This is a genomic window from Janthinobacterium sp. SUN073 (assembly GCF_030397665.1).
Classification (GTDB): Bacteria; Pseudomonadota; Gammaproteobacteria; order Burkholderiales; family Burkholderiaceae_D; genus Janthinobacterium.
On the sequence record NZ_JAPUBT010000012.1, the window covers coordinates 172531 to 194412 of the forward strand.

A 21882-nucleotide genomic window follows, 5' to 3' on the forward strand; every position below is an offset into this window, starting at 1 on the left:
GCCGCCGTCGCCCATCAAGGCCGGCCCTGATTCGTTCCCGTCGGCCAGACCAGCTCCACGCGCGCGGAGCTGCCCGCCTTGACCTGCACCTTGCGTTCCAAAGTCTTGCCGGCCAGCATGGCGCGCAAGCTGTAGCTGCCCGGTGGCAGTTTCGCCAGCAGGAACGGTCCGCTGGCCGTCGTTTCCAGTACCGGCGCGCCCTTGGCGTCGCGTATTGTCAGCTTCACGTCGGAGGCGAATTCCGCCTTGCCCGCCGCCTGCACGGAAAACACCAGGCTCAAGGGCCAATGCCGGCTGGCACTCTTGATGGCGGTCGACTCATCGAGGCCGATGCCGCCGCTCAGATACTCCACCGCCCCGCTCTTTTGCACGGGCGGCAGTGCGCTATCGGTCTGCGCCTGCGCCACACTTCCCAGCAACAGCCCGGCGGCCAGCATCGCCGCCGCCAGGTTCAAGGTACCGCGTCTGTCTGGTGCCATCTCACTCTCCTCATGTCAGTTGCATCAAGATAGGAAGCGCAGCTTAGGCCAGCCTTAGCTTGGAGCCTATCTCAGTAGATGAATACATCCCCTGCTGGCGCCCCTCAGAAGCGGGGACTGCGTTGATCGTCGTTGCGTGGCTCGCCACGCGTCCTCCTCACGCCTTGTCCGCGCTCCTGATGAACTGCCAGCAGAAGACGCTCCCTACTGGGATAGGCTCTTAGCGCCGGCGCATGGCCTCGGCGATCTTCTGGTCCGTCTTGTACTGGCTCAGCGAGTACACGGCCCAGATCGTCGCTGGCAGCCAGCCGATCAGGGTAATTTGCAGGATCAGGCAAATGATGCCGGCAATGGGGCGGCCGATCGTGAAAAAGGTCAGCCACGGCAGTAACAGGGCAATCAGCAAGCGCATCGTTCGTTCCTTGAGTATTCCCCTGTGCCGCGGGGACCGGGCCGGCATGCGCCGGCGGTCAATTCATTGAACCGATTATAACGATACTGGCGCCTCACGCCGGCACGGGTGCCAGCAGTTTCTCGATCCAGGCCAGGATCGCGGCAAAGATCACGTCACGGTTCACCTCATTGAAGTTCTCGTGATAATTGGCCGGGTAAAAATGGTAGTCGAGCAGGCCATCGGGCACGCTGCGCAGCAGGCTTTCCGTGGCGCGGCTGTCGGCCAGCTTGTCGTCGCCGGCCACCACGGCGAACAGGGGGAAGCGCCAGTCCGACAAGCCGCCCGCCAGTTCCTTTTGCGCCGACGTCAAGGCATGGGCGAAGCGCACCGACGCCGCACTGGCGCGGATGCCATCGCGCTCATCCTGGAAATGGCGCGCGGTGATGGTCTGATCATGCGTCAGCAGCATGGTCAGATTCCCCAGCGGTACCTTAATCGTCGGGAAGCGCCGCGCCAGCCAGCCGGACAACATCTGCAGCACCTTCGGCACGGGAATCGCATTCACGTAATACGGCGATGAGATGATGAAGCCTTTGATCGCCGGGTCGCCCGTAAAGCGCCGCAGCCCCAGGTGCGTGGCGATCAGGCCGCCCATGGAATGCCCCATGACAAAAATCGGCACGCCGGGATACGCCTGCTTGACCCAGGCGAGGAACAATTCCTCGTCGTCGAGGAAGGCCTCGAACGAGGGGATATCGACCTTGCGCTTGCCATCGTGGCCCACCATGTCGAAGCTGACGGTGGCGATGCCGTGCTGGCGGAAGGTCAGCGCCGGCGTGACATAGTCACCCGCATGCGCCATGCCGCCGTGGATCGCCAGGATCACGGCGCGTGGGTGCTCCGGTTGCCAGATGTGGATGGGACGCTCGACCTGGTCGCTGCACCGCAGGCTGGCCATCTTGTCTTCTGAAAAACGCATCGCTGCTCCTGTCTTGCCCTGTCACGCTTTCAGATGATCGATCAACTGGCGCGCATACAGGGGTAATTCACTGAACTGGCGCACGCAGATCGTCAGATTGCGTACCGACCAGGGATCGGATAATTCCAGGCAGCGCAGCGCCATCGTCTGCTGGCAGCGGCTGGCAGCCGCCAGCGGCACCACGCTGATGCCCACGCCGCTGGCCACCATGCGGCACACGGCATCGAAACTGCGCAAGCGCACGCGCACCTTCAAAGGACGGCCCAGGCGCGCCGCGTGCATGCCCAGGTACTGCTGCATCGCGCTGTCGTCGGCCAGGCCGATGAAATCGTGATCCAGCAGCGTGGAGAACGCGACGACGCCATCCTGGCCGAGCGCGCGGTGATGCACGCCGTCGGCCGCCGCGATGACGACTAAACGGTCGGGGCGGAACAAAAACGTCTGCAAGCCGCGCATGTCGACCGAGTCGGACACGATGCCCATGTCGGCCAGTCCTTCCGAGACGGCCTTGACGATATCGTAACTGAGGCGCTCTTCCAGGTCGATGGTCAGGTTCGGATGGCGGTCGAGAAAAGCGCCGAGCGCCTCGGGCAAAAATTCGCTGAGCGCGGCTGTATTGCACAGCAGGCGCAACTGCCCTTTCAAACCGCGCGCAAATTCGCCGAGCTCACCGCGCATTTTCTCCATTTGCAGCAACACCAGGCGCGCGTGATGCAGGAGGGTCTGCCCTACCGGTGTCGGCTCCACGCCGCGCCGCCCGCGCAGCAGCAGGGGCATGCCCAGCGCCTCTTCCATGCCGCGCACGCGCGCGCTGCTCGACGCCAATGCGAGATGGCTGCGCGCGGCGCCCGCCGTCAGGCTGCCCGCCTCCACCACGTTGACAAACAGCTGCAAATCGACCAGATCAAAGCGCATGGCGACTCTCCTTTTCGCCATCTTATCAGCCTTCGGCTACCCCTTAGGCTGGCTCAAAATAATCCACCTTGGCGAAAGTCCCGGGCAAGCGCAAAATCCAGGCAAAATCACTGTGGATAAAAAAGATGGAGACGTCATTCCTGCTGGTCGTCGGCGCCAGCTTCCTCGTCGCTGGCTTCGTCAAGGGCGTAGTCGGACTGGGACTGCCGACGGTGGCCATGGGCACACTCAGCCTTGTTATGCCGCCCGTGCAGGCGGCGGCCCTGCTGATCGTGCCGTCGATGGTGACGAATGTCTGGCAGCTGGCGGCAGGGCCGGGCCTGCGCGCCCTGCTGCGCCGTTTGTGGCCCATGCTGGCCACCGTCATGGCCGGCACCCTGGCGGGTGGCGCCCTGCTGCCGAAGGACAGCGGCACCTGGGCCGTCGTCGCGCTGGGCGTGGCGCTGATGCTGTATGCGCTGGCGGGATTATTCTCGCTGCAGTTGCGCGTGCCGGCGCGGCACGAAGCCTGGCTGGGACCCATGGCGGGCGCGGCGACGGGGCTGGTGACGGCCGCCACGGGCGTGTTCGTCATCCCCGCCGTGCCGTATCTGCAAGGACTGGGGCTGGCACGCGATGCACTGGTGCAGGCGCTGGGCCTGGCGTTTACGGCATCGACCGTGGCGCTGGCGGCCAGCCTGGCCCTGCACGGCGACTTCAGCCTCGGTGCAGCCGGCGCTTCCGCGTATGCGCTGCTACCGGCGCTGGCCGGCATGCTGGCCGGTCAATGGCTGCGCGGGCGCATCGCGCAAGCAGTATTCAAGCGGTGCTTTTTTGCCGGGCTGTTCGCCCTGGGCTTGCATGCGGCGCTGAAACCATGGCTGGCGTGATGCACATCGATTGGCAAGGGGACAGCGCGCTGTGCGCGTGGATCGACGGCCAGCAGGTGGCCATGCTCGACATCAGCAAGAACATGGATGGGGTGACGGTGAACATGCTGTTCGTGAAACCGCCGTTCCGCCGGCGCGGCATCGGTGGCGCGCTGTTGCGGCGGCTGTTGCAATGTCATCCGCAAGCTGGCGCCGCCTGCAGCGACCCGCGGCTGCGGGCGCTGCTGGAAAGTAGTGCGACTTAAAGTGCTCAGGGCAAGGCGCGGTGCGGCAGACAGCACGCTAGTGCGGCAACGCGCTGCAACGCCGCCATGGGCGCTTTAAATGCCGTAGCGGGTGCGGTAGGCGGAGACGGCTTCTTTGTACTTCAACAGTTCCGGATCGGCGCCCGCGCCGTTCAGGTAGCCGAACAAGTCGTCCAGGTTGCCGATCGAGATGACGGGAATGCCGTACTGTTTCGACACTTCCTGCACCGCCGAACTTGGCGACAGCTGGCCATCCGGGCCCGAACGCTCCATGCGGTCCAGGGCGATCAGCACGGCGCATGGCTCGGCACCGGCGGCGCGGATCATGTTCACCGATTCGCGCACCGAGGTGCCGGCCGAGATCACATCGTCAATGATGACAACCTTGCCATGCAGCTTGGCGCCGACGATGGTGCCGCCTTCGCCATGGTCCTTGGCTTCCTTGCGGTTGAAGGCGAACGAGGTGTTGCGGCCCTTGCCGGCCAGCGCCACGGCGGTGGCCGACGCCAGGGTGATGCCCTTGTAGGCGGGACCAAACAGCATGTCGAATTCCACGCCCGAGTCGAGCAGGGTCTGCGCGTAGAACTGCGCCAGCTCGGCCAGGGTGGCGCCGTCATGGAACAGGCCCGCATTGAAGAAGTACGGCGACTGGCGTCCGGCCTTGGTGGTGAACTCGCCAAACCGCAAGACGCCCTTGGATACTGAAAACGCGATAAACTGCTGGCGTAAATTATTCACATTAGCCTCATTTTTTAAAAGTGCCTGTATTTTAATCCGCGCGCAGCGGCGAGACAATCGCCATGCCGCGTCCGCCGGCCCCGTCCAGCGCCCTTTTCATTCTCAACCTATGCCAAAAATTATCTCCGCCAACCTGAACGGCATCCGTTCCGCCGCCAAAAAAGGCTTTTTCAACTGGATGGGCACGCAAACGGCCGATTTCATCTGCGTGCAGGAATTGAAGGCGCAACTGCCCGACATGACGCCGGAATTCCTCAATCCGCACGGCTACCATGGCCATTTCCACTATGCCGAGAAAAAGGGCTATTCCGGCACGGGCGTGTACAGCAAGGTGGAACCGGATGCCGTGCATATCGGTTTCGGCAGCCCCGAATTCGATGCCGAAGGGCGCTATGTGCGCTGTGATTTTGGCAACCTGTCCGTCATTTCCGTGTACTGCCCGTCCGGCTCATCCGGCCCGGAACGCCAGGAAGCGAAGTTCCGCTTCATGGAACTGTTCCTGCCGCACCTGCTGGCATTGAAGGCGCTGGGACGCGAAGTGGTCATCTGCGGCGACTGGAACATCGCCCACCACGAAATCGACCTGAAGAACTGGAAGGGCAACAAGAAGAATTCCGGCTTCCTGCCGGAAGAGCGCGCGTGGCTGACGCGCGTCTTCGACGAAGTGGGCTTTGTCGACGTGCACCGCGGCCTGGACAAGCGCGAAGACCAGTACACATGGTGGAGCAACCGCGGACAAGCCTACGCGAAAAACGTCGGCTGGCGCATCGATTACCACGTCGCCACCCCCGGCATCGCGGCGCAGGCGCATACGGTCAGCGTCTACAAGGACGAGCGTTTTTCCGACCACGCACCCTTGATCATCGATTACACGCTCAAGGGCTGATCTGATACGTCCGTGGTGACGTCGGATTACGCTGCGCTAAGCCGACCTACGCTGGATCTATCGTAGGTCGGATTAGGAGCGCAGGGCCGTAATCCGACAACATTGTTGGCCGCGCCTGTGGCGGCGTCTAATTACCCGAGCACGCGCCGGCTCTCAAAATGGCGCGGCTCGCCACTCAACGGGTCCGTGAAATCGATGGCGCGCGCCAGCAACTGCAGCGGGTGCGACATGTCGTCTTCCTTGCACGGCTGGGCCAACGGGTAAAAAGCATCGTTGACGATGGGGATGCCGAGTGCAGCCAGGTGCACGCGCAGCTGGTGCTTGCGCCCCGTGTGCGGCTGCAGCCGGTACAGGTTGACATCGCCGCGCCGCTCGATCACGTCGATGATGGTTTCCGAGTTCGGCTCGCCCGCTTCCTCGCGCATGAGGAAGAACTGTTCGCCCTCGACCATGCGGCTGCGATACGTGAACGGAAAATCGCGGCCTGCCAGGACGGGCGCCAGCGCCTCATACGTCTTGCGCACTTCGCGGCGCTGGAACAGCGTCTGGTAGGCGCCACGACTGGCTACCTGGCGCGAAAAAATCACCACGCCAGCCGTCTCGCGATCGAGGCGGTGGATCGGCGTCAGCTCGGCGCAGTCCAGGCTTTTCTTCAGGCGCGTCAGCAGCGTCTCCTGCACGAAGCGCCCGGCCGGTGTCATGGGCAAGAAGTGCGGCTTGTCGACCACCACCAGGTGTTCGTCCTGGAACAGGATCTCTTCGTGGAACGGGATCGGCGTTTCCCGTTCCAGCTCGCGGTAGTAAAAAATGCGCATGCCGCGCCGGTATGCGCTGCCGGGGCCGAGCACGGCGCCGTCACCATTGAGCACTTCGCCGCGCGCCATGCGGTCCAGCCATTGCGCGGCACCGATCTGCGGATAGCGCTCAATCAGAAAGGTGAGCATGTCCGGCCACTGCCCCTCCGGCAGCCACAGATAACTGGGCGCCACGCCGTCGCGCATGGGCAAGGGTGCGGCGGCGTGACGCTTCGACATCCTAGCGCTGCGCGATGGCGGTGCTGCGGTACGGCGGCAAGGCATCCACGCTGACGCCCTTGCTGCGCGCGTACAAGGGCAGCACTTGCGCCATGTGGCTGTTCATCTGCGAAATGCGGTCCTTGCCCGACGGGTGGGTCGAGAGGAATTCCGGCGGCGCGCCCTTGCTCACGGCGGCCATTTTCTGCCACAGGACCACGCCGGCACGCGGATCGAAGCCGGCGCGTGCGGCCAGGTCCATCCCGATCAAATCTGCCTCGCGTTCATCGTCGCGCGAGAACTTCAGCATTACGCCCTGCGCCGCCATATTCGTGGCGGTACTGGTAATGTTCGGATCGACGCCGAGCCAGGCCGACAGCCCGGCGCCGGCCAGCTTGGCGCCGACGGCAGCCAGGTTGCCCTTGCCGGCCTGCGCCTGCGAGTGTTCGCGCAGTGCGTGCGAAATTTCATGCCCCATGACGATGGCCACTTCATCGTCGGTCAAATTGAGCTTGGTGATGATGCCACTGTAAAAAGCGATCTGCCCGCCCGGCATGCAAAAGGCGTTGACCTCGTCCGAGTTGAGCAGGTTGACTTGCCAATTCCAGCTGGCCGCCGCCTCGTTCCAGCGCGTGGCGAACGGGATGATGCGCTGGGCGATGGCGCGCAGACGTTTCACTTGCGGGTCGCTGTCCGGCACCAGCGCGTTTTTTTCCTTCGCTTCGTTGACCAGCTGCGCATATTGCTGCTTCGATTGCGCATTGAAATCGGCGCCGCCGGCAAAGATGCGCGAAGTCGACAAGGGGCGTACCTTGATGCCATCCTGGACCGTCGCCTGCTGGGCGTGGGTGGACAGGGGCGCCAGCGCGGTAGCCGTGCACAGGCTGGCCAGGACGGCGTAACGTTTAAGGGATATTGGTGCCATTGGCAGACCTCCATGGAGCGATTTTAGGCAGCATCATCATGGCCGGGAAGGCCAGGAAGAAGCAAACAATGAAAAACGAGAACCAGCCCAGCTCGGCGACCAGAAAGCCCACCGAGGCATTGATCAGGGTGCGCGGCACGGCGCTCAGGCTGGAAAACAAGGCATATTGCGTGGCAGTGTAGCGCGGGTCCGTGGTGCGCGACAGGAACGCGACAAAGGCGGCCGCACCCAGGCCCAGACTGGCAAAGGCTTCAAAACCGATCACGGCGCTGAGCAGCATGGTATTCGGCCCCACCTGCGCCAGCCAGGCGAATCCCAAAATCGCGATCGCCTGCAGCGCACCAAAGACCCACAGGCCCCGGTTGATGCCCAGTTTGAGCATCCACACGCCACCCACCACGCCGCCGGCCAGACTGGCCCAGAAACCCGTGGTGTTGGCAGCCAGGCCGATCTGCGTCATGCTGAACCCCAGGTCCAGATAAAACTTCGTCGCCAGCGCCGTGGCCATGCTGTCGCCGATTTTGTAGAGTAATACGAAGGCGAGTATCCACATTGCGTTACGCCAACCATCGCGTGCGATGAATTCCTGGAACGGCAAGATGATCGCTTCGCGCATGGTCTTCGGCGGCGAGCCGTAGACGGTGGGCTCCTTGATCAGCAAGGTGCACACGAGGCCCGGCAGCATGAAGGCGGCCGTGATCCAGAAGACGGGCTGCCACGGCATGCGGTCGGCCAGGATCAGCGACAGCGCGCCCGGCACCATGCCTGCCACTTTATACGCGTTGACGATGACGGCGGCGCCCAGGCCCTGCTCGTTGTCGCTAAGGATTTCGCGCCGGTAGGCATCGATGACGATGTCCTGGCTGGCCGACAGAAAGGCCACGCCGCCCGCGGCGGCGGCGATCAGGCCGATCTGCGTGAGCGGGTCGAGCATGCCCATGCCGCCGATGGCAAAAAACAGCGCCACCTGCGTGAGCGCCATCCAGCCGCGCCGGCGCCCCAGTCCCAGGATGCGGTAGCGGTCCATCAGGGGCGCCCACAGGAATTTCCAGATGTACGGGAACTGCACCAGGGCGAACAGCCCCAGCGCCTTGACGTTCAGTCCCGACTTGGCCAGCCATGCCTGCAGCAGGTACAGCAGGATGAACAGGGGCAGGCCGGAACTGAAACCCAGCACCAGCACGGCCAGCATGCGGCCGTTGGCATAGGAACGCCAGCCTGGCGCCGGGCTTGTCGTCATCAATGCACCGCTTTTTTACGCAGGCGGAAGACGGCAAGGTCGCCGCGCAGGTTCGGCAGCACGGAGACCATCTTGCCTTCGGCCAGGGCCACGCATTCGATCACTTCCAGGCCGCATTCCTCGGCCAGTTCGCGGAAGTCGTTGATGGTGGCGCAGCGCACGTTGGGCGTGTCGTACCACTGGTAGGGCAGCGATTTCGACACGGGCATGCGGCCTTTCAGCAATGCCACGCGGTGCGGCCAGTAGGCGAAGTTGGGGAACGAGACGATGGCCTCGGCGCCCACGCGCACGATGTCGCGCAGCAGCGGCTCGACCTGCTTCATCATCTGCAGCGACGACAGGCACAGCACCGTATCGAAGCTGTTGTCGCCAAAGATGGCCAGGCCCTTTTCCATGTCCTGCTGGATCACGTTGACGCCGCGCAGGGTGCTGGCCAGCACCTTGTCGTCGGCGATCTCGATGCCATAGCCGCTGCACTCCTTGTCGCTTTGCAGGTACTGCAGCATCACGCCTTCGCCGCAGCCCACGTCCAGCACGTGCGCGTTGTTCGGCACCCAGTGGGCGATGAAGGCCAGGTCGGGGCGCAGTGCGCTCAATTCGTCAAAAGTCATGCGGTCTCCTTGGCGCCCTGGCGGACGGCGGTGTGCTGTGCGGGAGCGGGCAAGCCCGCCCCGATATCGTTCCATACCTGGCCATAATAGGCGCGCACCATGTTCATGTAGCGCGCATCTTCCAGCAGGAAGGCGTCGTGGCCATGCGGCGCGTCGATCTCGGCATACGTGACCTGGCGGCGGTTGCACACCAGCGCTTCGACGATTTCGCGGCTGCGCTCGGGCGAGAAGCGCCAGTCGGTGGAAAACGAGGCGAGGAAGAACTTGGCCTTGGTGCCCGACAGGGCCTTGGCCAGGTCGCCGCCATGCGCGCGCGCCGGGTCGAAATAGTCGAGCGCCTTGGTGATCAGTAAGTACGTGTTGGCGTCGAAGTACTCGGAGAACTTGTCGCCCTGGTAGCGCAGATACGATTCGATCTCGAAATCGATGCCGAAGCCGAATTTGTAGTCGCCCGTCTGCGCCGCGTCGCGCAGCTTGCGGCCGAATTTCTCGGCCATGTCGTCATTCGACAGATACGTGATGTGGCCCACCATGCGCGCCACGCGCAAGCCGTTCTTCGGCACCACGCCATGCGCATAAAAGTCGCCGCCATGGTAATCGGGGTCGGACAAGATGGCCTGGCGCGCCACGTCGTTGAAGGCGATGTTCTGCGCCGACAGCTTGGCCGTCGAGGCGATCACCACGCAGTGACGCAGCCGCTCGGGGAACATGATGCTCCACGCCAGCGCCTGCATGCCGCCCAAAGATCCCCCCATCACGGCGGCGAACTGGGCGATGCCCAGTTCATCGGCCAGGCGCGCCTGCGCGCTGACCCAGTCTTCCACCGTGACGACGGGGAAAGAGGCGCCATACGGCTTGCCGGTGGCGGGATTGGTGTGCATGGGGCCCGTCGAGCCGAAGCAGGAACCGAGGTTATTGACGCCGATGACGAAGAATTTATTGGTGTCGAGCGGCTTGCCCGGTCCCACCATATTGTCCCACCAGCCCGTGCTTTTCGGCTCGTCCGCATACACGCCGGCCACGTGGTGCGAGGCGTTCAGGGCGTGGCAGACCAGCACCGCGTTCGATTTGTCGGCGTTCAGGGTGCCGTAGGTTTCATACATCAACATATAGTCCCGCAGCGATGCTCCGCTTTGCAGCTGCAGGGGTTGCGCAAAATACATGGTTTGCGGCGAAACGATTCCAATGGATGACATGTGTGTCGGTTTATAAAAGGGGGTGGCCCCACGGGCCATGGTCGATGCGGCACCGCGATGATAGGTGCTGCAACTTTAGCATCAGGACACCTCTTGCCGCGCGCGACGTGTCCTGATGCTGATAAGGTGACAGTTTACATGAGCTGCAGTTGCCGGACGGCTTCCGCGATCACATTTGGTTCCATGGAACGCATAATTTTGCGCATTTGTGGTGCGATCAGGCCCAGGTCGCTGTTGAGGATCTCTTGCTTGACCGCCAACAGCTGGGCCGGATGCATGGAAAACTCGCGCAGTCCCATGCCCAGCAGCAAGCGCGTGAGCTTCACGTCGCCCGCCATCTCGCCGCACACGGCCACGTCGATGCCCGCCTTGTGGCCGGCCGCGATCGTCATCGAGATCAGTTGCAGCACGGCCGGGTGCAGCGGATTGTACAAATGCGCCACTTCGTAATCGACGCGGTCGATGGCCAAGGTGTACTGGATCAGGTCATTCGTGCCGATCGACAGGAAATCCATGCGCTTGACGAACATGGGCAGGGCCAGCGCGGCGGCGGGAATTTCGATCATGGCGCCCACTTCGACGGCGTCGTCGAACTTGACGCCGTCCTCGCGCAGGCTGGCCTTGGCTTGCGCGATCATGGCCAGCGACTGGTCGATCTCGAACGCATGCGCCAGCATGGGGATCAGGATGCGCACCTTGCCGAACGCCGAGGCGCGCAGGATCGCCCGCAGCTGCGTCAGGAACAACTGCGGCTCGGCCAGGCAGTAACGGATGGCGCGCAAGCCCAGGGCGGGATTGAGGGCCGTATGGTCGGACTGGTCGAGCGGCTTGTCGGCGCCGATGTCGAGCGTGCGGATGGTCACCACGCGCCCTTTCATCGACATCACCGTGTTGCGGTAGGCGTCGAACTGCTCGTCCTCGGTGGGAATCTTGTGGGCGCGGCCCATGAACAGGAATTCGGAGCGGAACAGGCCCACGCCGCTGGCGCCGGACTCCAGCGCAAACGGACAATCCTCGGGCAATTCGATATTCGCCAGCAAGGTGATGGGGGTACCGCATTTGGTGACGGCCGGCGTCTTTTTCAGCTTGCCCAGCTTTTTGCGCGCGCGCTGCATGGCCATCTGGCGCTCGCGGTACTGCTCCAGTACCAGCGCGCTGGGGTTGGCGATGACCACGCCGGCGTCGCCGTCGATGATCAGCCAGTCGTCCTGCTCGATCAGCATCGACGCCTGCGACATGCCGACGGCGGCCGGGATATCCAGGCTGCGCGCGACGATGGCCGTGTGCGAGTTCTGTCCGCCCACGTCGGTGATGAAGCCGATGAAGGAGCGGTCGCGAAATTGCAGCATGTCGGCCGGAGAAATATCGTGGGCGACGACGATCATCTGCGCCACCAGCTCATCCGCGGTGGCCGCCTTGGGCAGCAGCTGTTCGGTGCCCAGCAAGACCTTCAGCACGCGCTCTGCCACTTGCTGGATATCGGCCTTGCGCTCGCGCAAATACGGGTCTTCGATTTCGTCGAACTGCGCCGATAATTCATCGATTTGCGTCAGCAGTGCCCATTCGGCGTTGTAATGGCGCGAACGGATGATGTCGAGTGGCGCTTCGGCGATCAATGGGTCCGACAGGATCAGCGCATGCACGTCGATGAACGCGCCCAGTTCCGTGGGCGCGTCTTTCGGTAGCTCGTTCCACAGGGTTTGCAGTTCCTTGTGGACGGCGGCGATGGCGTTTTGCAGACGCTGGACTTCGGCTTCGATCTGTTCCTGGGCGACCAGGTAGTGTTTGACGTCAAGGGCGGCCGGCGCCAGCAGATGCGCGCGGCCAATGGCGATGCCGCGGGAGACCGGGATGCCGTGGAGCGTGAAAGATGCCATGGGGTGACCTGTCGGAATGCGGCTGCGGCTACGTTCGGCGGGCATTACTCGCCTTCGCCAAACCTGTCATTAATCAGGGCGGTGAGCGCATCGACACATGCCTGCTCATCATCGCCCTCGGCTTCCAGGGTCACTTTTGCGCCCTTGCCGGCGGCCAGCATCATCACGCCCATGATGGACTTGGCGTTGATGCGGCGCGCGTTGCGGGTCAGCCAGACGTCGCTCTTGAACTTGGCGGCGAGCTGGGTAAATTTGGCGGAGGCGCGTGCGTGCAGTCCCAGCTTGTTGATGATTTCGAGTTCTTTTTGAATCATTTTTGTATGGTCTCTATCCCTGAATGCACTACGCTGATGACAATCTTGGCCTATAAAACCCGCCGCCTTCAGGGCGGCGGCCTTGCACTTCCCTATTCGCCCACGCGGATGCGGTTATCGACGCGCACGGCACCGCTTTGCGCGCCGGCCAGCGCCATCTCCACCACCACGTCGAGCGTGTCGCGGCGATACGTGATGGCGCGCAGCAGCATCGGCAGGCTGATGCCGGCGATGACTTCCACCCGCCCCGCATCGGCCAGCTTGTTGCAGCAGTTCGACGGCGTGCCGCCCTTCACGTCGGTAATCACCAGCACGCCGGAGCCGTCGTCGAGGCGGCAGATGGCTTCCGATGCCAGCTTCTGCACCTCCGCCAGGTCCTGATCGGCGACGACGTCGATGGCTTCAAAACGTTCCGTTGGCCCGCGAAACACATGCGCGCAGGCGGCGATGAACGCCTGTCCCAGCGGTGCATGTGTCATGAGCAAAATCCCTACCATGGTCATTTCACCTTCTGATGCTGCTGCGCTTGCGCAACGCCATGCTCGACGGCGTCGACAAACATGGCAGCCACATCAAAACCCGTCTGCTGCATGATTTCTTGGAAGCAGGTCGGGCTGGTGACATTGACTTCCGTCAGATAGTCGCCGATCACGTCCAATCCTACCAGCATCAGGCCACGCGCGGCCAGGATCGGGCCCAGTTTTTCAGCGATTTCCAGGTCGCGCGCCGTCAATGGCTGCGCCACGCCCGTGCCGCCGGCGGCCAGGTTGCCCCGTACTTCACCCGCCTGCGGGATGCGCGCCAGCGAAAACGGCACCGGCTTGCCGCCGATGACGAGGATGCGCTTGTCGCCCTTGACGATGTCGGCGATAAAGCGCTGCGCCATGATGGTCTGCGCGCCGTTCTCGCTCAAGGTCTCGATGATGGCGCCCAGGTTCAGGCCATCGGCCTTGACGCGGAAGATGCCCGTGCCGCCCATGCCGTCGAGCGGCTTGAAGATGACGTCCTGGTGCTTGGCGTGGAAGGCGCGCAGGCGCGCTTCATCCGACGTTACCAGGGTCGGCGAGGTGAATTCGGAAAACTGGGCAATGGCCAGCTTTTCATTGTTGTCGCGGATGGCGGACGGCTTGTTGAAGACGCAGGCACCCTGCTTTTCCGCCAGTTCCAGCAGATACGTGCCGTACACGTATTCCATGTCGAACGGCGGGTCCTTGCGCTCGATGATGGCGTCCAGGGTCGACAAACGTACTTCCTCGGTGGAGACGACCTTGTACCAATCGTGTTCGTCACCGGTCAGCTCGATGTGTTTTACCCGTGCCGTGACGATGCCCTCTTCCAGCGCCATGTCCTTCTGTTCGAACGCATACACGGCGTGGCCGCGTTTGGCCGCCTCGCGCATCATGGCGAAGGTGGAATCTTTGTAAGTCTTGAAGCCTGCCAGCGGGTCGGCAAGGAATGCAATTTTCATGGTGCGTCCAATCGGGGAGCCTGATAAGGAATGCTTGATTCTAGCCGAGATCGCCAGGCACAGTGGTCACCGCGCCCGGCAAGCTGCGGGGAGGGATCAATACACCTCGGGATTCGGGTCCGTGCGCTCCATTTCCAGCGACGCGGCCAGCAAGGCCAGGCGCGCCACCACGCCGTACACATAGAAGCGGTTCGGCGCGGCCGTGCCCGGCTTGGCCTTCAAGTCCGGCACGGCATGCTGCTGGGCAAACGCCAGCGGCACGTACTGCGAGCCGGGCGCGTTCAGGTTCTGGTCGACGCCCTTCTCCGCGTGCACGCGGTAGAAGCCGCCCACCACATAGCGGTCGATCATGTAGACGACAGGCTCGGCCACGGCATCCTTGATGCTTTCAAAGGTCGGCACGCCTTCCTGGATGATCACATCGGTTACCAGCTGGCCATCCTTGACGATGGACATTTTTTCGCGCTGCTTGCGCGACAGGTCGCGCACTTCGCTGGCGTCGCGCACCGTCATGATGCCCGTGCCATACGTGCCCGCATCGGGCTTGACGATGACAAACGGCTTTTCCTTGATGCCGTATTCCTTGTATTTCTTGCGGATCTTGGCCAGCAGCACATCGACGCTGGCGGCCAGCGCATCTTCGCCCTCGCCTTCCTGGAAATTCACGTCGCTGCACTTGGCGTGGAAGGGATTGAGCATCCACGGGTCGACATCGATCATCTTGCCGAATTTTTTCACCACTTCATCGTAAGCCGTGTAGTGGTTGCTCTTGCGGCGCAAGGCCCAGCCCGCGTGCAGCGGCGGCAGCAGGCTTTGCTCATGAATATTTTGCAAGATATCGGGGATACCGTCCGACAAGTCATTATTCAGCAAGATCGTGCACGGATCGAAATCCTTCAAGCCCAGGCGGCGGCCATTGTTCAGGCGCACGAGCGGCTCGATGACGAGCATGTTGCCATCTGGCAACGCCAATGGCGTCGGCTGGGTGATCTCGGGCGACCACGAGCCCAGGCGTACGTGCAAGCCCGTCTGGCGAAAGATCTGCATCAAGCGCGCCACGTTTTGCAGGTATTGCGGCGTGGTGTTGTGCAATTCCGGCACCATCAGCAGATTGCGGGCGTCCGGACAATACTTGTCGATGGCAGCCATGGCCGCCTGCACGGACAAGGGCAGCATTTCCGTGGCCAGGTTATGGAAGCCACCAGGGAACAGATTGGTATCGACGGGCGCCAGCTTGTAGCCCGCGTTACGCAAGTCTACCGAGCAATAGAAGGGCGGCGTGTGCTCTTGCCACTCCATGCGGAACCAGCGCTCAATGGCAGGCGTCGCGGCCAGAATCTTTTTTTCGAGGTCGAGCAGCGGTCCGGTCAGGGCCGTGACGAGATGGGGAACCATAGTTACATCCTTAAATTATGTGCAGTATTCAAAAAAGCACACAGAACTGCCGACTATATTACCGTGTAAGTACCCCAAATCGGGGCAAAAGCCTTGTTTTAAAGACCTTTTCCATTCGCACAACGAAAAAAAGGCACCTCAATGAGGCGCCTTTTCCAGCCGGACATGCCGCGCCGGGGCGCTGGCATGCCAGATAATTATCATTTAACCATGGTAAGCTTGCTCGCCATGGCTGGTGATATCGAGGCCTTCGCGCTCTTCTTCTTCCGGTACGCGCAGGCCGATGACGATGTCGACCAGTTTATAGGCGATGACGGAGACCACGGCCGACCAGATGATGGTGGTACCAACCGCTTGCGCCTGCACCCACACCTGATGACCGATCGAGTACGGATCCGCCGACATCTTGTTGGTGACATAGTCGAAGATGCCCTGGCCGCCCAGTTGTGGTGCAGCAAACACACCCGTCAGCAAGGCACCCAGGATACCGCCCACGCCGTGTACGCCGAACACGTCGAGCGAATCGTCGGCGCCGATCAGGCGTTTCAGACCGTTCACGCCCCACAGGCAGACGATACCGGCCAGCAAGCCCATGACCAGGCCGCCCATCGGACCGACAAAGCCGGCCGCCGGGGTGATCGCCACCAGGCCGGCCACGGCGCCCGATGCGCCACCGAGCATCGATGGCTTGCCTTTGCCGATCCATTCGCCAAACACCCACGACAGGGTGGCGGCGGCAGTGGCCAGCAAGGTGTTGACGAAGGCCAGGGCCGCCACGTCGCCCGCTTCCAGCGAGGAACCGGCATTGAAACCGAACCAGCCCACCCACAGCAAGGATGCGCCGATCATGGTCATCGTCAGCGAATGCGGCGCCATCGATTCGCGGCCGTAGCCGACGCGCTTGCCGATCATGATGGCGCCTACCAGGCCGGCAACGGCGGCGTTGATGTGCACCACGGTGCCGCCGGCGAAGTCCAGCGCGCCTTTTTGCCAGATCCAGCCCGCCTTCAGGGCTTCGCTGGCCGAGGTGGCGGCGTTGGTGATCAGGTCAGGACCGGTCCAGAACCACACCATGTGGGCCGCTGGCAGGTAGGCGAACGTGAACCACAGCACGACGAAGGCCAGCACGGCGGCAAACTTGGCGCGCTCGGCAAAGGCGCCAACGATCAGTGCGCAGGTGATGGCGGCAAACGTGCCCTGGAAAGCCACGAAGACGAACTCGGGAATGACGACGCCCTTGCTGAAGGTGGCGGCGGCGGCAAACGTGCCCTTGGCCGGATCCCAGATACCGTTCAGGAACAGGCGGTCGAAGCCACCGAAGAAGGCGTTTTTTTCCGTGAAGGCGATCGAGTAGCCGTAGATGCACCACAGCACGATCACCAGCGCGAACACCATGAACACTTGCATCAGCACCGACAGCATGTTCTTCGAGCGCACCAGGCCGCCGTAGAACAGGGCCAGGCCGGGGATGGTCATCAAAATCACCAGCAAGGTGCTGATCATCATGAAACTGGTATCACCCTTGTTGGCGACGGGCGCGGCGGCTGGCGCGGCAGCGGCAGCGGCCGGGGCCGGAGCGGCAGCAGCGGGCGCGGCGTCAGGCACGGGCGTGACGGCGGGCGCGGCAACGGCCGTGGTCGTGGCCGCCTCCGTCTTGGCGGGCGCATCGGCAAAGCTCGGCGTGGCGATGCCAAACGCACACAGGCAGGCTATCCCGGCGAGCAATTTTGTTATATTTTTATGCATCAATATTCCCCTTAGAGCGCTTCGTTGCCGGTTTCACCGGTACGGATGCGGATAACCTGTTCCAGGTTGTAGACGAAAATCTTGCCATCGCCGATTTTACCGGTACGCGCGGCACCTTCGATCGCTTCGATGGCCTGGTCGACAATGGCGTCATCGACGGCCGCTTCAATCTTGGTCTTTGGCAAGAAATCGACGACATACTCAGCCCCACGGTAGAGTTCCGTGTGACCTTTCTGGCGGCCGAACCCTTTCACTTCGGTGACGGTAATGCCTTGCACATTGATAGCCGACAAGGCTTCACGTACTTCGTCCAGTTTGAACGGTTTAATGATTGCGGTAATCATTTTCATGGCAGTCTCGCTTAAAAGGTTTTGGACACGGTCAGCACGAGACCGGATTTCGCCAGGTTCTTGCCATTCGGTGCCAGCGACGTGATGTTGGCCTTGACGGCGGCCAGAGCCACGGTCACCACGCCGAAATCCTTGGTCACGCCGATCTTGACATCGTTATAACTGAGGGAATCGTTGTGCTCGACTTTCTGGCGGCCCACATGCACGTTCATGATATAGCCGTCAATCAGGTCAAAGTTGCCACCCACGTCAAGATAGCCACTGTTCTTGCTGTCGGCGACGCCGAAAAGATTGGTAGTCGAGTGCGAGTACTTGATGTACAGCGGGCCATAGCCAAGCTGACCGTACAGCTCGAAGGTGTTGGCATTGGTGCTCAGCCCATTCGAGGGATAGAAGTAATACAGGCCGCCCACGTCATAGGTGAAATCCTTGCTGATCTCGCCACGCTTGCCGCCGTAGACATCCCATTCCAGGTTGGTATCGCCACCGCCATCCTTGATCCATTTGATGCTCGACAGCCAGGTGCCGACATACAGGCCCGTGGGATTGTGGGTATAGTCGGCACCGCCGCTGACGGCCGGGTTCAGGCGGCTTTGCGACACACCGCGGTAACGGTAATCGCTGGTCAGCGCCACGTTGTAGCTCACCACGTTATCAGGTACGGCTTCGGCCGCAGCAGGCGCTGCCACTGCATCCTGGGCCACGGCGCTACCGCACACGGCGGTCATGGCCAGCGTCAACGCTGCTACTAAAGTCATGTTCTTGGAGAGATTCTTCATGGCGATTTCCTTTTATTGAACTTTTAAAGCGGTTGAGGTTTAAAATCTTGGCTGGAGATCACAAAGCGTTCATACCTTCTTTAGCAGAATACGTGCCAGCTCTCTTGCCACCTTGACAGGTGCATTTCCGTCCATACATACCCTGCAAGCCCTTGGGCATGCGGGAATGGGCTGCTGAAGCGTTGTGGATTTGCCTATTTTCGCACCAGATTAACACCGCTGTGCACCGCAATGGTGCGATGCACATGCCGCACCATAAAAGGACTGACCATGGACATGAATACCTTCTTTAACGACTTGCAAGGCAAGATTCACCAGGCCATCGAGAACTCGCCAGCCAAGGATATCGAGAAAAACGTGAAATCGATGATGACCCAGGGCTTCGCCCGTCTCGATCTCGTCACGCGCGAGGAATTCGATATCCAGGCGCAAGTGCTGGCCAAGACCCGCGCCAAGCTGGACGCACTGGAATTGCGCCTGATCGAACTGGAAACGCGCCTGAACGACCCAAAGGCATAAAGTGCCGCCAGCAAGATCGCGTTATACACGGCCTTGCTGGCATATCTCAAGCCTGACAGCGCTTCAGGCGCTAGACTGATCCTGACCGCGCTCGCGCCACAGGGGAGTCTGATGAGTCTGGCCGTCCTGAAAAGCCGCGCCCTGGCCGGCATGGAGGCACCCGAGGTAAGTGTCGAAGTCCACCTTGCCAATGGCTTGCCCTCGTTTACGATAGTCGGCCTGCCGGATACGGAAGTGAAGGAATCGCGCGACCGCGTCCGTGCCGCGTTGCAAAACTGCGGCTTTGAAATGCCCGCGCGGCGCATTACGGCCAACCTGGCGCCGGCCGACCTGCCCAAGGAATCGGGCCGCTTCGACTTGCCCATTGCGCTGGGTATCCTGGCCGCCTCCGGCCAGTTGCCGGGCGACCAACTACACCACTACGAGTTCGCGGGCGAACTGTCGCTGTCGGGCCAGCTACGCCCCATCCGCGGTGCGCTGGCCATGACTTTTGCCATGCAGCGCAGCCATTCGGACACACCACGCGCCTTCATCCTGCCGCAAGCGAACGCGGACGAGGCGGCGCTGGTCAGCGATGCCTGCATCTATCCCGCCCACAGCCTGCTCGAGGTCTGCGCGCATTTTGCCGCGCCCGCCAGCCAGACGGCCCTGCAACGCCATCTGCCCGTGCTGGCAGCGCACGCTTTTGCGTATCCCGACTTTGCCGATGTACAGGGGCAGCAGCAGGCGCGACGCGCACTGGAAGTGGCGGCCGCGGGCGGTCACAATGTCTTGATGGTGGGGCCGCCGGGTGCGGGCAAGACCATGCTGGCCAGCCGGTTTCCCGGCGTGCTGCCGCCCATGAGCGATGCAGAGGCATTGGAATCGGCCGCCGTGCATTCGCTGGGCGGCCACTTCAAGGTGGAACACTGGAAACGACGGCCGTATCGCGCCCCGCACCAGACGGCGTCCGGCGTGGCCCTGGTGGGCGGCGGCAACGTGCCGCGCCCGGGAGAAATCTCGCTGGCACACTGCGGTGTGTTGTTTCTCGATGAAATCGCCGAATTCCAGCGCCGGGTCCTCGATGTCTTGCGCCAACCCATGGAATCGGGCGTCATCAGCATTTCGCGCGCGGCCCGTCAGGCCGAGTTTCCTGCCCGCTTTCAGTTGATCGCCGCCATGAATCCCTGCCCGTGCGGCTATCTGGGCCACGCTTCCGGCCGTTGCCGCTGTACGCCCGACGCCGTGCTGCGCTATCACAGTCGCCTGTCCGGCCCGCTGCTCGACCGTATCGACCTGCAAATCGAAGTTGCCGCCATGCCACCGGCGGCGCTGGGGCGGCACGCAGGCACTGGCGAAAGCACGCAATCCATCGCCACGCGGGTAGCGGCAGCCTTTGCCCTGCAGCTGGCACGCCAGGGAAAAGCGAACCAGCGCCTGAGCAGCACGGAAATCGAACAGCATTGTCGCCTGGAGCCACATGGCGAACAGTTGTTGCATGGGGCCATGGCGCGCCTGCACTGGTCGGCACGCACCTACCACCGGGTACTGCGCGTGGCGCGCAGCATCGCCGACCTGGCGGGCAGCAGCGCCATCACGCAGCCGCATGTCGCCGAAGCGATCCAGTACCGGCGCGTACTGCGTGAAATGTAAGGAGAGCAATGAACGCCACACGTGCGCGATTGCGCGTGACTGGCGGCACTGCTACCATCTGCTGATGAAAAAACCATCACTTGCCCTCTTGCTGGCTACGCTCGCGGCCACCAGCGTCCTGTCCGCCTGCAGTCCGAAATTCGACTGGCGCGACTATCGCAGCCCCGACGCTCAATTCACGGCCCTGTTTCCAGGCAAGCCGGCCGTGCTGACGCGCGAGATCGATCTCGATGGCAAGAAAGTCAGCCTGACCATGACGGCGAGCGAGGTTGATGGCAATACCTTCGCCATCGGCAGCGCCGTGCTCGACAGCGCAGAACAGGCGCAAGCGGCCCTGCCCGCCATGCAAACCGCCCTCTTGAAAAATATCAACGGCACTGTGCGCAGCGAAAAATCCGCATCGGCAGCCAGCAGCACTGCTGCCGGAATGCATCAGCGCAGTTCGCTCAGCATCGAGGCCAGCGGCACGCAGCAAGGCAAGCCTGTGGTGCTGGTCGGCCGTTTTGTGGCACAGGACAAGCACATCTTCCAGATCATCATTCTCGGTGAAGAGCGCAAGCTGTCGCGTGACACCATCGACACCTTCATGGACTCAGTGAAACTGGATTGAGACTTAACGATCGCTTAAACAGGCAGCGGCCTGGAACAGCCGCCCTTGTAAATACGTGTGTTGTCCAACAGATGGCGATATCCGGCTCGCCAATGTGCAATCCGCGCAATCGGACGGCCTGTGCGATATTTCAAGTCGTGATATTGTTTCGACACTAACAACAAGTCTCAGAAAGCCCCTATGTTGATCTCATTCAAATCCAAATCCTCCCCTGAAGTGCTGATGTACCAGGAACATGCCCAGCGTATCCTCGACATCCTGCACAAGAATCCCACCCGCGGCGTCATTACTCCAACGGAAGCGGGCGATGCCCTGGCCCTGCTGGAAAAAGAAGTCGCGGAAAGCAAACTGCATCCGGAAAATGACATCGAACACGATACACATACGCCGGAAACGCTGGAAGATGGCGAATCGGGCGCACATGCGCGCGCGCAAAAAGTACATTTTTCGCAGCGCGCCTATCCCTTGATGGAGATGCTGCGCTCGGCCAAGGCGGAAGGTGAAAGTATCACCTGGGGCATCTAGTCCCATGAACGCTGCAGACGAAAAAAAAACCCCGCACCTAGCGGGGTTTTTTTATATAACAAGCCTGACGATAACCTACTTTCACACTGGTTGCAGCACTATCATCGGCGCAAAGTTGTTTCACGGTCCTGTTCGGGATGGGAAGGGGTGGGACCAACTTGCTATGGTCATCAGGCA

25 protein-coding genes and 1 rRNA gene are annotated in these 21882 nt (G+C 62.0%); 7 read left to right on the forward strand and 19 right to left on the reverse strand.

What is annotated here, in order from left to right:
- Positions 1–14 precede the first annotated feature (14 nt).
- The 4 genes from O0882_RS25110 to O0882_RS25125 form a co-directional block, all read right to left on the reverse strand.
- Entirely contained in the window at positions 15–479 is a 465-nt protein-coding gene (locus O0882_RS25110) for a carboxypeptidase regulatory-like domain-containing protein (RefSeq protein ID WP_289952397.1), read from the reverse strand.
- A gap of 220 nt (positions 480–699) precedes the next feature.
- Entirely contained in the window at positions 700–891 is a 192-nt protein-coding gene (locus tag O0882_RS25115) for a YqaE/Pmp3 family membrane protein (protein WP_071079579.1), read from the reverse strand.
- Positions 892–985: 94 nt separating this feature from the next.
- The gene (locus O0882_RS25120; RefSeq protein ID WP_289952401.1) at positions 986–1852 is read right to left on the reverse strand and encodes an alpha/beta fold hydrolase; all 867 of its coding nucleotides are present in this window, start codon (positions 1850–1852) and stop codon (positions 986–988) included.
- A gap of 21 nt (positions 1853–1873) precedes the next feature.
- Positions 1874–2767 carry a LysR substrate-binding domain-containing protein gene (locus O0882_RS25125; protein ID WP_071079533.1) on the reverse strand — a complete coding sequence of 298 codons (894 nt, stop codon included), beginning with the start codon at positions 2765–2767 and terminating at the stop codon, positions 1874–1876.
- A gap of 125 nt (positions 2768–2892) precedes the next feature.
- Between O0882_RS25125 and O0882_RS25130 the strand changes: the two genes are divergently transcribed.
- Together O0882_RS25130 and O0882_RS25135 are read left to right on the forward strand one after the other, a co-directional pair.
- A complete protein-coding gene (locus tag O0882_RS25130) occupies positions 2893–3636 on the forward strand; it encodes a sulfite exporter TauE/SafE family protein (protein WP_289952404.1) in 744 nt (247 codons plus the stop codon).
- Positions 3636–3881: a GNAT family N-acetyltransferase gene (locus tag O0882_RS25135; RefSeq protein ID WP_289952405.1), complete on the forward strand. Its 246-nt coding sequence runs from the start codon at positions 3636–3638 to the stop codon at positions 3879–3881. The genes O0882_RS25130 and O0882_RS25135 overlap by 1 nt, the downstream gene beginning before the upstream one ends.
- Positions 3882–3956: 75 nt before the next feature.
- On the opposite strand, the gene pyrE is transcribed toward O0882_RS25135, so the two are convergent.
- Positions 3957–4619, reverse strand: a complete 663-nt coding sequence (pyrE, locus tag O0882_RS25140) for an orotate phosphoribosyltransferase (RefSeq protein WP_289952408.1) — start codon at positions 4617–4619, stop codon at positions 3957–3959.
- A 109-nt stretch (positions 4620–4728) separates the two neighbouring features.
- Here pyrE and O0882_RS25145 point away from each other — a divergent pair, with 109 nt between their 5' ends.
- Positions 4729–5505 (forward strand): exodeoxyribonuclease III, encoded by a 777-nt coding sequence (locus O0882_RS25145; RefSeq protein ID WP_099760747.1) that lies wholly within the window; start codon positions 4729–4731, stop codon positions 5503–5505.
- Positions 5506–5636: 131 nt separating this feature from the next.
- On the opposite strand, the gene O0882_RS25150 is transcribed toward O0882_RS25145, so the two are convergent.
- The 13 genes from O0882_RS25150 to O0882_RS25210 all read right to left on the reverse strand — a co-directional run bounded on the left by O0882_RS25150 (position 5637) and on the right by O0882_RS25210 (position 18419).
- On the reverse strand, positions 5637–6539 hold the full coding sequence (locus tag O0882_RS25150; RefSeq protein ID WP_289952412.1) for a pseudouridine synthase: 903 nt from the start codon (positions 6537–6539) through the stop codon (positions 5637–5639).
- Position 6540: 1 nt separating this feature from the next.
- Entirely contained in the window at positions 6541–7443 is a 903-nt protein-coding gene (locus tag O0882_RS25155) for a M48 family metallopeptidase (protein ID WP_289952413.1), read from the reverse strand.
- Positions 7424–8683 (reverse strand): AmpG family muropeptide MFS transporter, encoded by a 1260-nt coding sequence (locus O0882_RS25160; RefSeq protein ID WP_289952415.1) that lies wholly within the window; start codon positions 8681–8683, stop codon positions 7424–7426. Before O0882_RS25160 ends, O0882_RS25155 begins: the two co-directional genes overlap by 20 nt.
- Positions 8683–9294 carry a methionine biosynthesis protein MetW gene (gene metW / locus O0882_RS25165; protein ID WP_070222822.1) on the reverse strand — a complete coding sequence of 204 codons (612 nt, stop codon included), beginning with the start codon at positions 9292–9294 and terminating at the stop codon, positions 8683–8685. Before metW ends, O0882_RS25160 begins: the two co-directional genes overlap by 1 nt.
- The gene (locus O0882_RS25170; protein ID WP_289952418.1) at positions 9291–10490 is read right to left on the reverse strand and encodes a homoserine O-acetyltransferase; all 1200 of its coding nucleotides are present in this window, start codon (positions 10488–10490) and stop codon (positions 9291–9293) included. The genes metW and O0882_RS25170 overlap by 4 nt, the downstream gene beginning before the upstream one ends.
- A 134-nt stretch (positions 10491–10624) precedes the next feature.
- Positions 10625–12367: a phosphoenolpyruvate--protein phosphotransferase gene (gene ptsP / locus O0882_RS25175; protein ID WP_289952419.1), complete on the reverse strand. Its 1743-nt coding sequence runs from the start codon at positions 12365–12367 to the stop codon at positions 10625–10627.
- Positions 12368–12411: 44 nt separating this feature from the next.
- On the reverse strand, positions 12412–12681 hold the full coding sequence (locus O0882_RS25180) for an HPr family phosphocarrier protein (RefSeq protein ID WP_010393142.1): 270 nt from the start codon (positions 12679–12681) through the stop codon (positions 12412–12414).
- Between the two features lie 92 nt (positions 12682–12773).
- Positions 12774–13178, reverse strand: a complete 405-nt coding sequence (locus O0882_RS25185) for a PTS fructose transporter subunit IIA (RefSeq protein WP_029496035.1) — start codon at positions 13176–13178, stop codon at positions 12774–12776.
- A 2-nt stretch (positions 13179–13180) separates the two neighbouring features.
- Positions 13181–14149, reverse strand: a complete 969-nt coding sequence (gene gshB / locus O0882_RS25190; RefSeq protein ID WP_096233749.1) for a glutathione synthase — start codon at positions 14147–14149, stop codon at positions 13181–13183.
- A gap of 96 nt (positions 14150–14245) precedes the next feature.
- Positions 14246–15544: a glutamate--cysteine ligase gene (gshA, locus tag O0882_RS25195; RefSeq protein ID WP_219134926.1), complete on the reverse strand. Its 1299-nt coding sequence runs from the start codon at positions 15542–15544 to the stop codon at positions 14246–14248.
- A 204-nt stretch (positions 15545–15748) separates the two neighbouring features.
- Positions 15749–17290, reverse strand: a complete 1542-nt coding sequence (gene amt, locus O0882_RS25200) for an ammonium transporter (RefSeq protein ID WP_289952426.1) — start codon at positions 17288–17290, stop codon at positions 15749–15751.
- Positions 17291–17301: 11 nt separating this feature from the next.
- Positions 17302–17640, reverse strand: a complete 339-nt coding sequence (locus tag O0882_RS25205; RefSeq protein WP_010393464.1) for a P-II family nitrogen regulator — start codon at positions 17638–17640, stop codon at positions 17302–17304.
- A gap of 11 nt (positions 17641–17651) precedes the next feature.
- Entirely contained in the window at positions 17652–18419 is a 768-nt protein-coding gene (locus tag O0882_RS25210) for a TorF family putative porin (RefSeq protein ID WP_289952428.1), read from the reverse strand.
- 270 nt (positions 18420–18689) lie between these two features.
- On the opposite strand from O0882_RS25210, the gene O0882_RS25215 reads away from it, so the two are divergent.
- The 4 genes from O0882_RS25215 to O0882_RS25230 all read left to right on the forward strand — a co-directional run bounded on the left by O0882_RS25215 (position 18690) and on the right by O0882_RS25230 (position 21705).
- Positions 18690–18938 carry an accessory factor UbiK family protein gene (locus O0882_RS25215; RefSeq protein ID WP_035824443.1) on the forward strand — a complete coding sequence of 83 codons (249 nt, stop codon included), beginning with the start codon at positions 18690–18692 and terminating at the stop codon, positions 18936–18938.
- 111 nt (positions 18939–19049) lie between these two features.
- A complete protein-coding gene (locus O0882_RS25220) occupies positions 19050–20570 on the forward strand; it encodes a YifB family Mg chelatase-like AAA ATPase (RefSeq protein WP_289952429.1) in 1521 nt (506 codons plus the stop codon).
- Positions 20571–20634: 64 nt separating this feature from the next.
- A complete protein-coding gene (locus O0882_RS25225) occupies positions 20635–21180 on the forward strand; it encodes a hypothetical protein (RefSeq protein WP_289952432.1) in 546 nt (181 codons plus the stop codon).
- A gap of 180 nt (positions 21181–21360) precedes the next feature.
- On the forward strand, positions 21361–21705 hold the full coding sequence (locus tag O0882_RS25230) for a DUF1840 domain-containing protein (RefSeq protein WP_141171650.1): 345 nt from the start codon (positions 21361–21363) through the stop codon (positions 21703–21705).
- 62 nt (positions 21706–21767) lie between these two features.
- Here the strand turns inward: O0882_RS25230 and rrf are convergent.
- Positions 21768–21880: ribosomal RNA gene (gene rrf, locus O0882_RS25235) — 5S ribosomal RNA — on the reverse strand.
- Between the last annotated feature and the right edge of the window lie 2 nt (positions 21881–21882).

Excerpts from the sequence above, each read along its gene's own strand:
- O0882_RS25110 (WP_289952397.1), bottom strand. The coding sequence starts at position 479 with ATGGCACCAGACAGACGCGGTACCTTGAACCTGGCGGCGGCGATGCTG.
- O0882_RS25115 (WP_071079579.1), bottom strand. The coding sequence starts at position 891 with ATGCGCTTGCTGATTGCCCTGTTACTGCCGTGGCTGACCTTTTTCACG.
- O0882_RS25120 (WP_289952401.1), bottom strand. The coding sequence starts at position 1,852 with ATGCGTTTTTCAGAAGACAAGATGGCCAGCCTGCGGTGCAGCGACCAG.
- O0882_RS25125 (WP_071079533.1), bottom strand. The coding sequence starts at position 2,767 with ATGCGCTTTGATCTGGTCGATTTGCAGCTGTTTGTCAACGTGGTGGAG.
- O0882_RS25130 (WP_289952404.1), top strand. The coding sequence starts at position 2,893 with ATGGAGACGTCATTCCTGCTGGTCGTCGGCGCCAGCTTCCTCGTCGCT.
- O0882_RS25135 (WP_289952405.1), top strand. The coding sequence starts at position 3,636 with ATGCACATCGATTGGCAAGGGGACAGCGCGCTGTGCGCGTGGATCGAC.
- O0882_RS25145 (WP_099760747.1), top strand. The coding sequence starts at position 4,729 with ATGCCAAAAATTATCTCCGCCAACCTGAACGGCATCCGTTCCGCCGCC.
- O0882_RS25150 (WP_289952412.1), bottom strand. The coding sequence starts at position 6,539 with ATGTCGAAGCGTCACGCCGCCGCACCCTTGCCCATGCGCGACGGCGTG.
- O0882_RS25155 (WP_289952413.1), bottom strand. The coding sequence starts at position 7,443 with ATGGCACCAATATCCCTTAAACGTTACGCCGTCCTGGCCAGCCTGTGC.
- O0882_RS25160 (WP_289952415.1), bottom strand. The coding sequence starts at position 8,683 with ATGACGACAAGCCCGGCGCCAGGCTGGCGTTCCTATGCCAACGGCCGC.
- metW (WP_070222822.1), bottom strand. The coding sequence starts at position 9,294 with ATGACTTTTGACGAATTGAGCGCACTGCGCCCCGACCTGGCCTTCATC.
- O0882_RS25170 (WP_289952418.1), bottom strand. The coding sequence starts at position 10,490 with ATGTCATCCATTGGAATCGTTTCGCCGCAAACCATGTATTTTGCGCAA.
- ptsP (WP_289952419.1), bottom strand. The coding sequence starts at position 12,367 with ATGGCATCTTTCACGCTCCACGGCATCCCGGTCTCCCGCGGCATCGCC.
- O0882_RS25180 (WP_010393142.1), bottom strand. The coding sequence starts at position 12,681 with ATGATTCAAAAAGAACTCGAAATCATCAACAAGCTGGGACTGCACGCA.
- O0882_RS25185 (WP_029496035.1), bottom strand. The coding sequence starts at position 13,178 with ATGGTAGGGATTTTGCTCATGACACATGCACCGCTGGGACAGGCGTTC.
- gshB (WP_096233749.1), bottom strand. The coding sequence starts at position 14,149 with ATGAAAATTGCATTCCTTGCCGACCCGCTGGCAGGCTTCAAGACTTAC.
- gshA (WP_219134926.1), bottom strand. The coding sequence starts at position 15,544 with ATGGTTCCCCATCTCGTCACGGCCCTGACCGGACCGCTGCTCGACCTC.
- amt (WP_289952426.1), bottom strand. The coding sequence starts at position 17,290 with ATGCATAAAAATATAACAAAATTGCTCGCCGGGATAGCCTGCCTGTGT.
- O0882_RS25205 (WP_010393464.1), bottom strand. The coding sequence starts at position 17,640 with ATGAAAATGATTACCGCAATCATTAAACCGTTCAAACTGGACGAAGTA.
- O0882_RS25210 (WP_289952428.1), bottom strand. The coding sequence starts at position 18,419 with ATGAAGAATCTCTCCAAGAACATGACTTTAGTAGCAGCGTTGACGCTG.
- O0882_RS25215 (WP_035824443.1), top strand. The coding sequence starts at position 18,690 with ATGGACATGAATACCTTCTTTAACGACTTGCAAGGCAAGATTCACCAG.
- O0882_RS25220 (WP_289952429.1), top strand. The coding sequence starts at position 19,050 with ATGAGTCTGGCCGTCCTGAAAAGCCGCGCCCTGGCCGGCATGGAGGCA.
- O0882_RS25225 (WP_289952432.1), top strand. The coding sequence starts at position 20,635 with ATGAAAAAACCATCACTTGCCCTCTTGCTGGCTACGCTCGCGGCCACC.
- O0882_RS25230 (WP_141171650.1), top strand. The coding sequence starts at position 21,361 with ATGTTGATCTCATTCAAATCCAAATCCTCCCCTGAAGTGCTGATGTAC.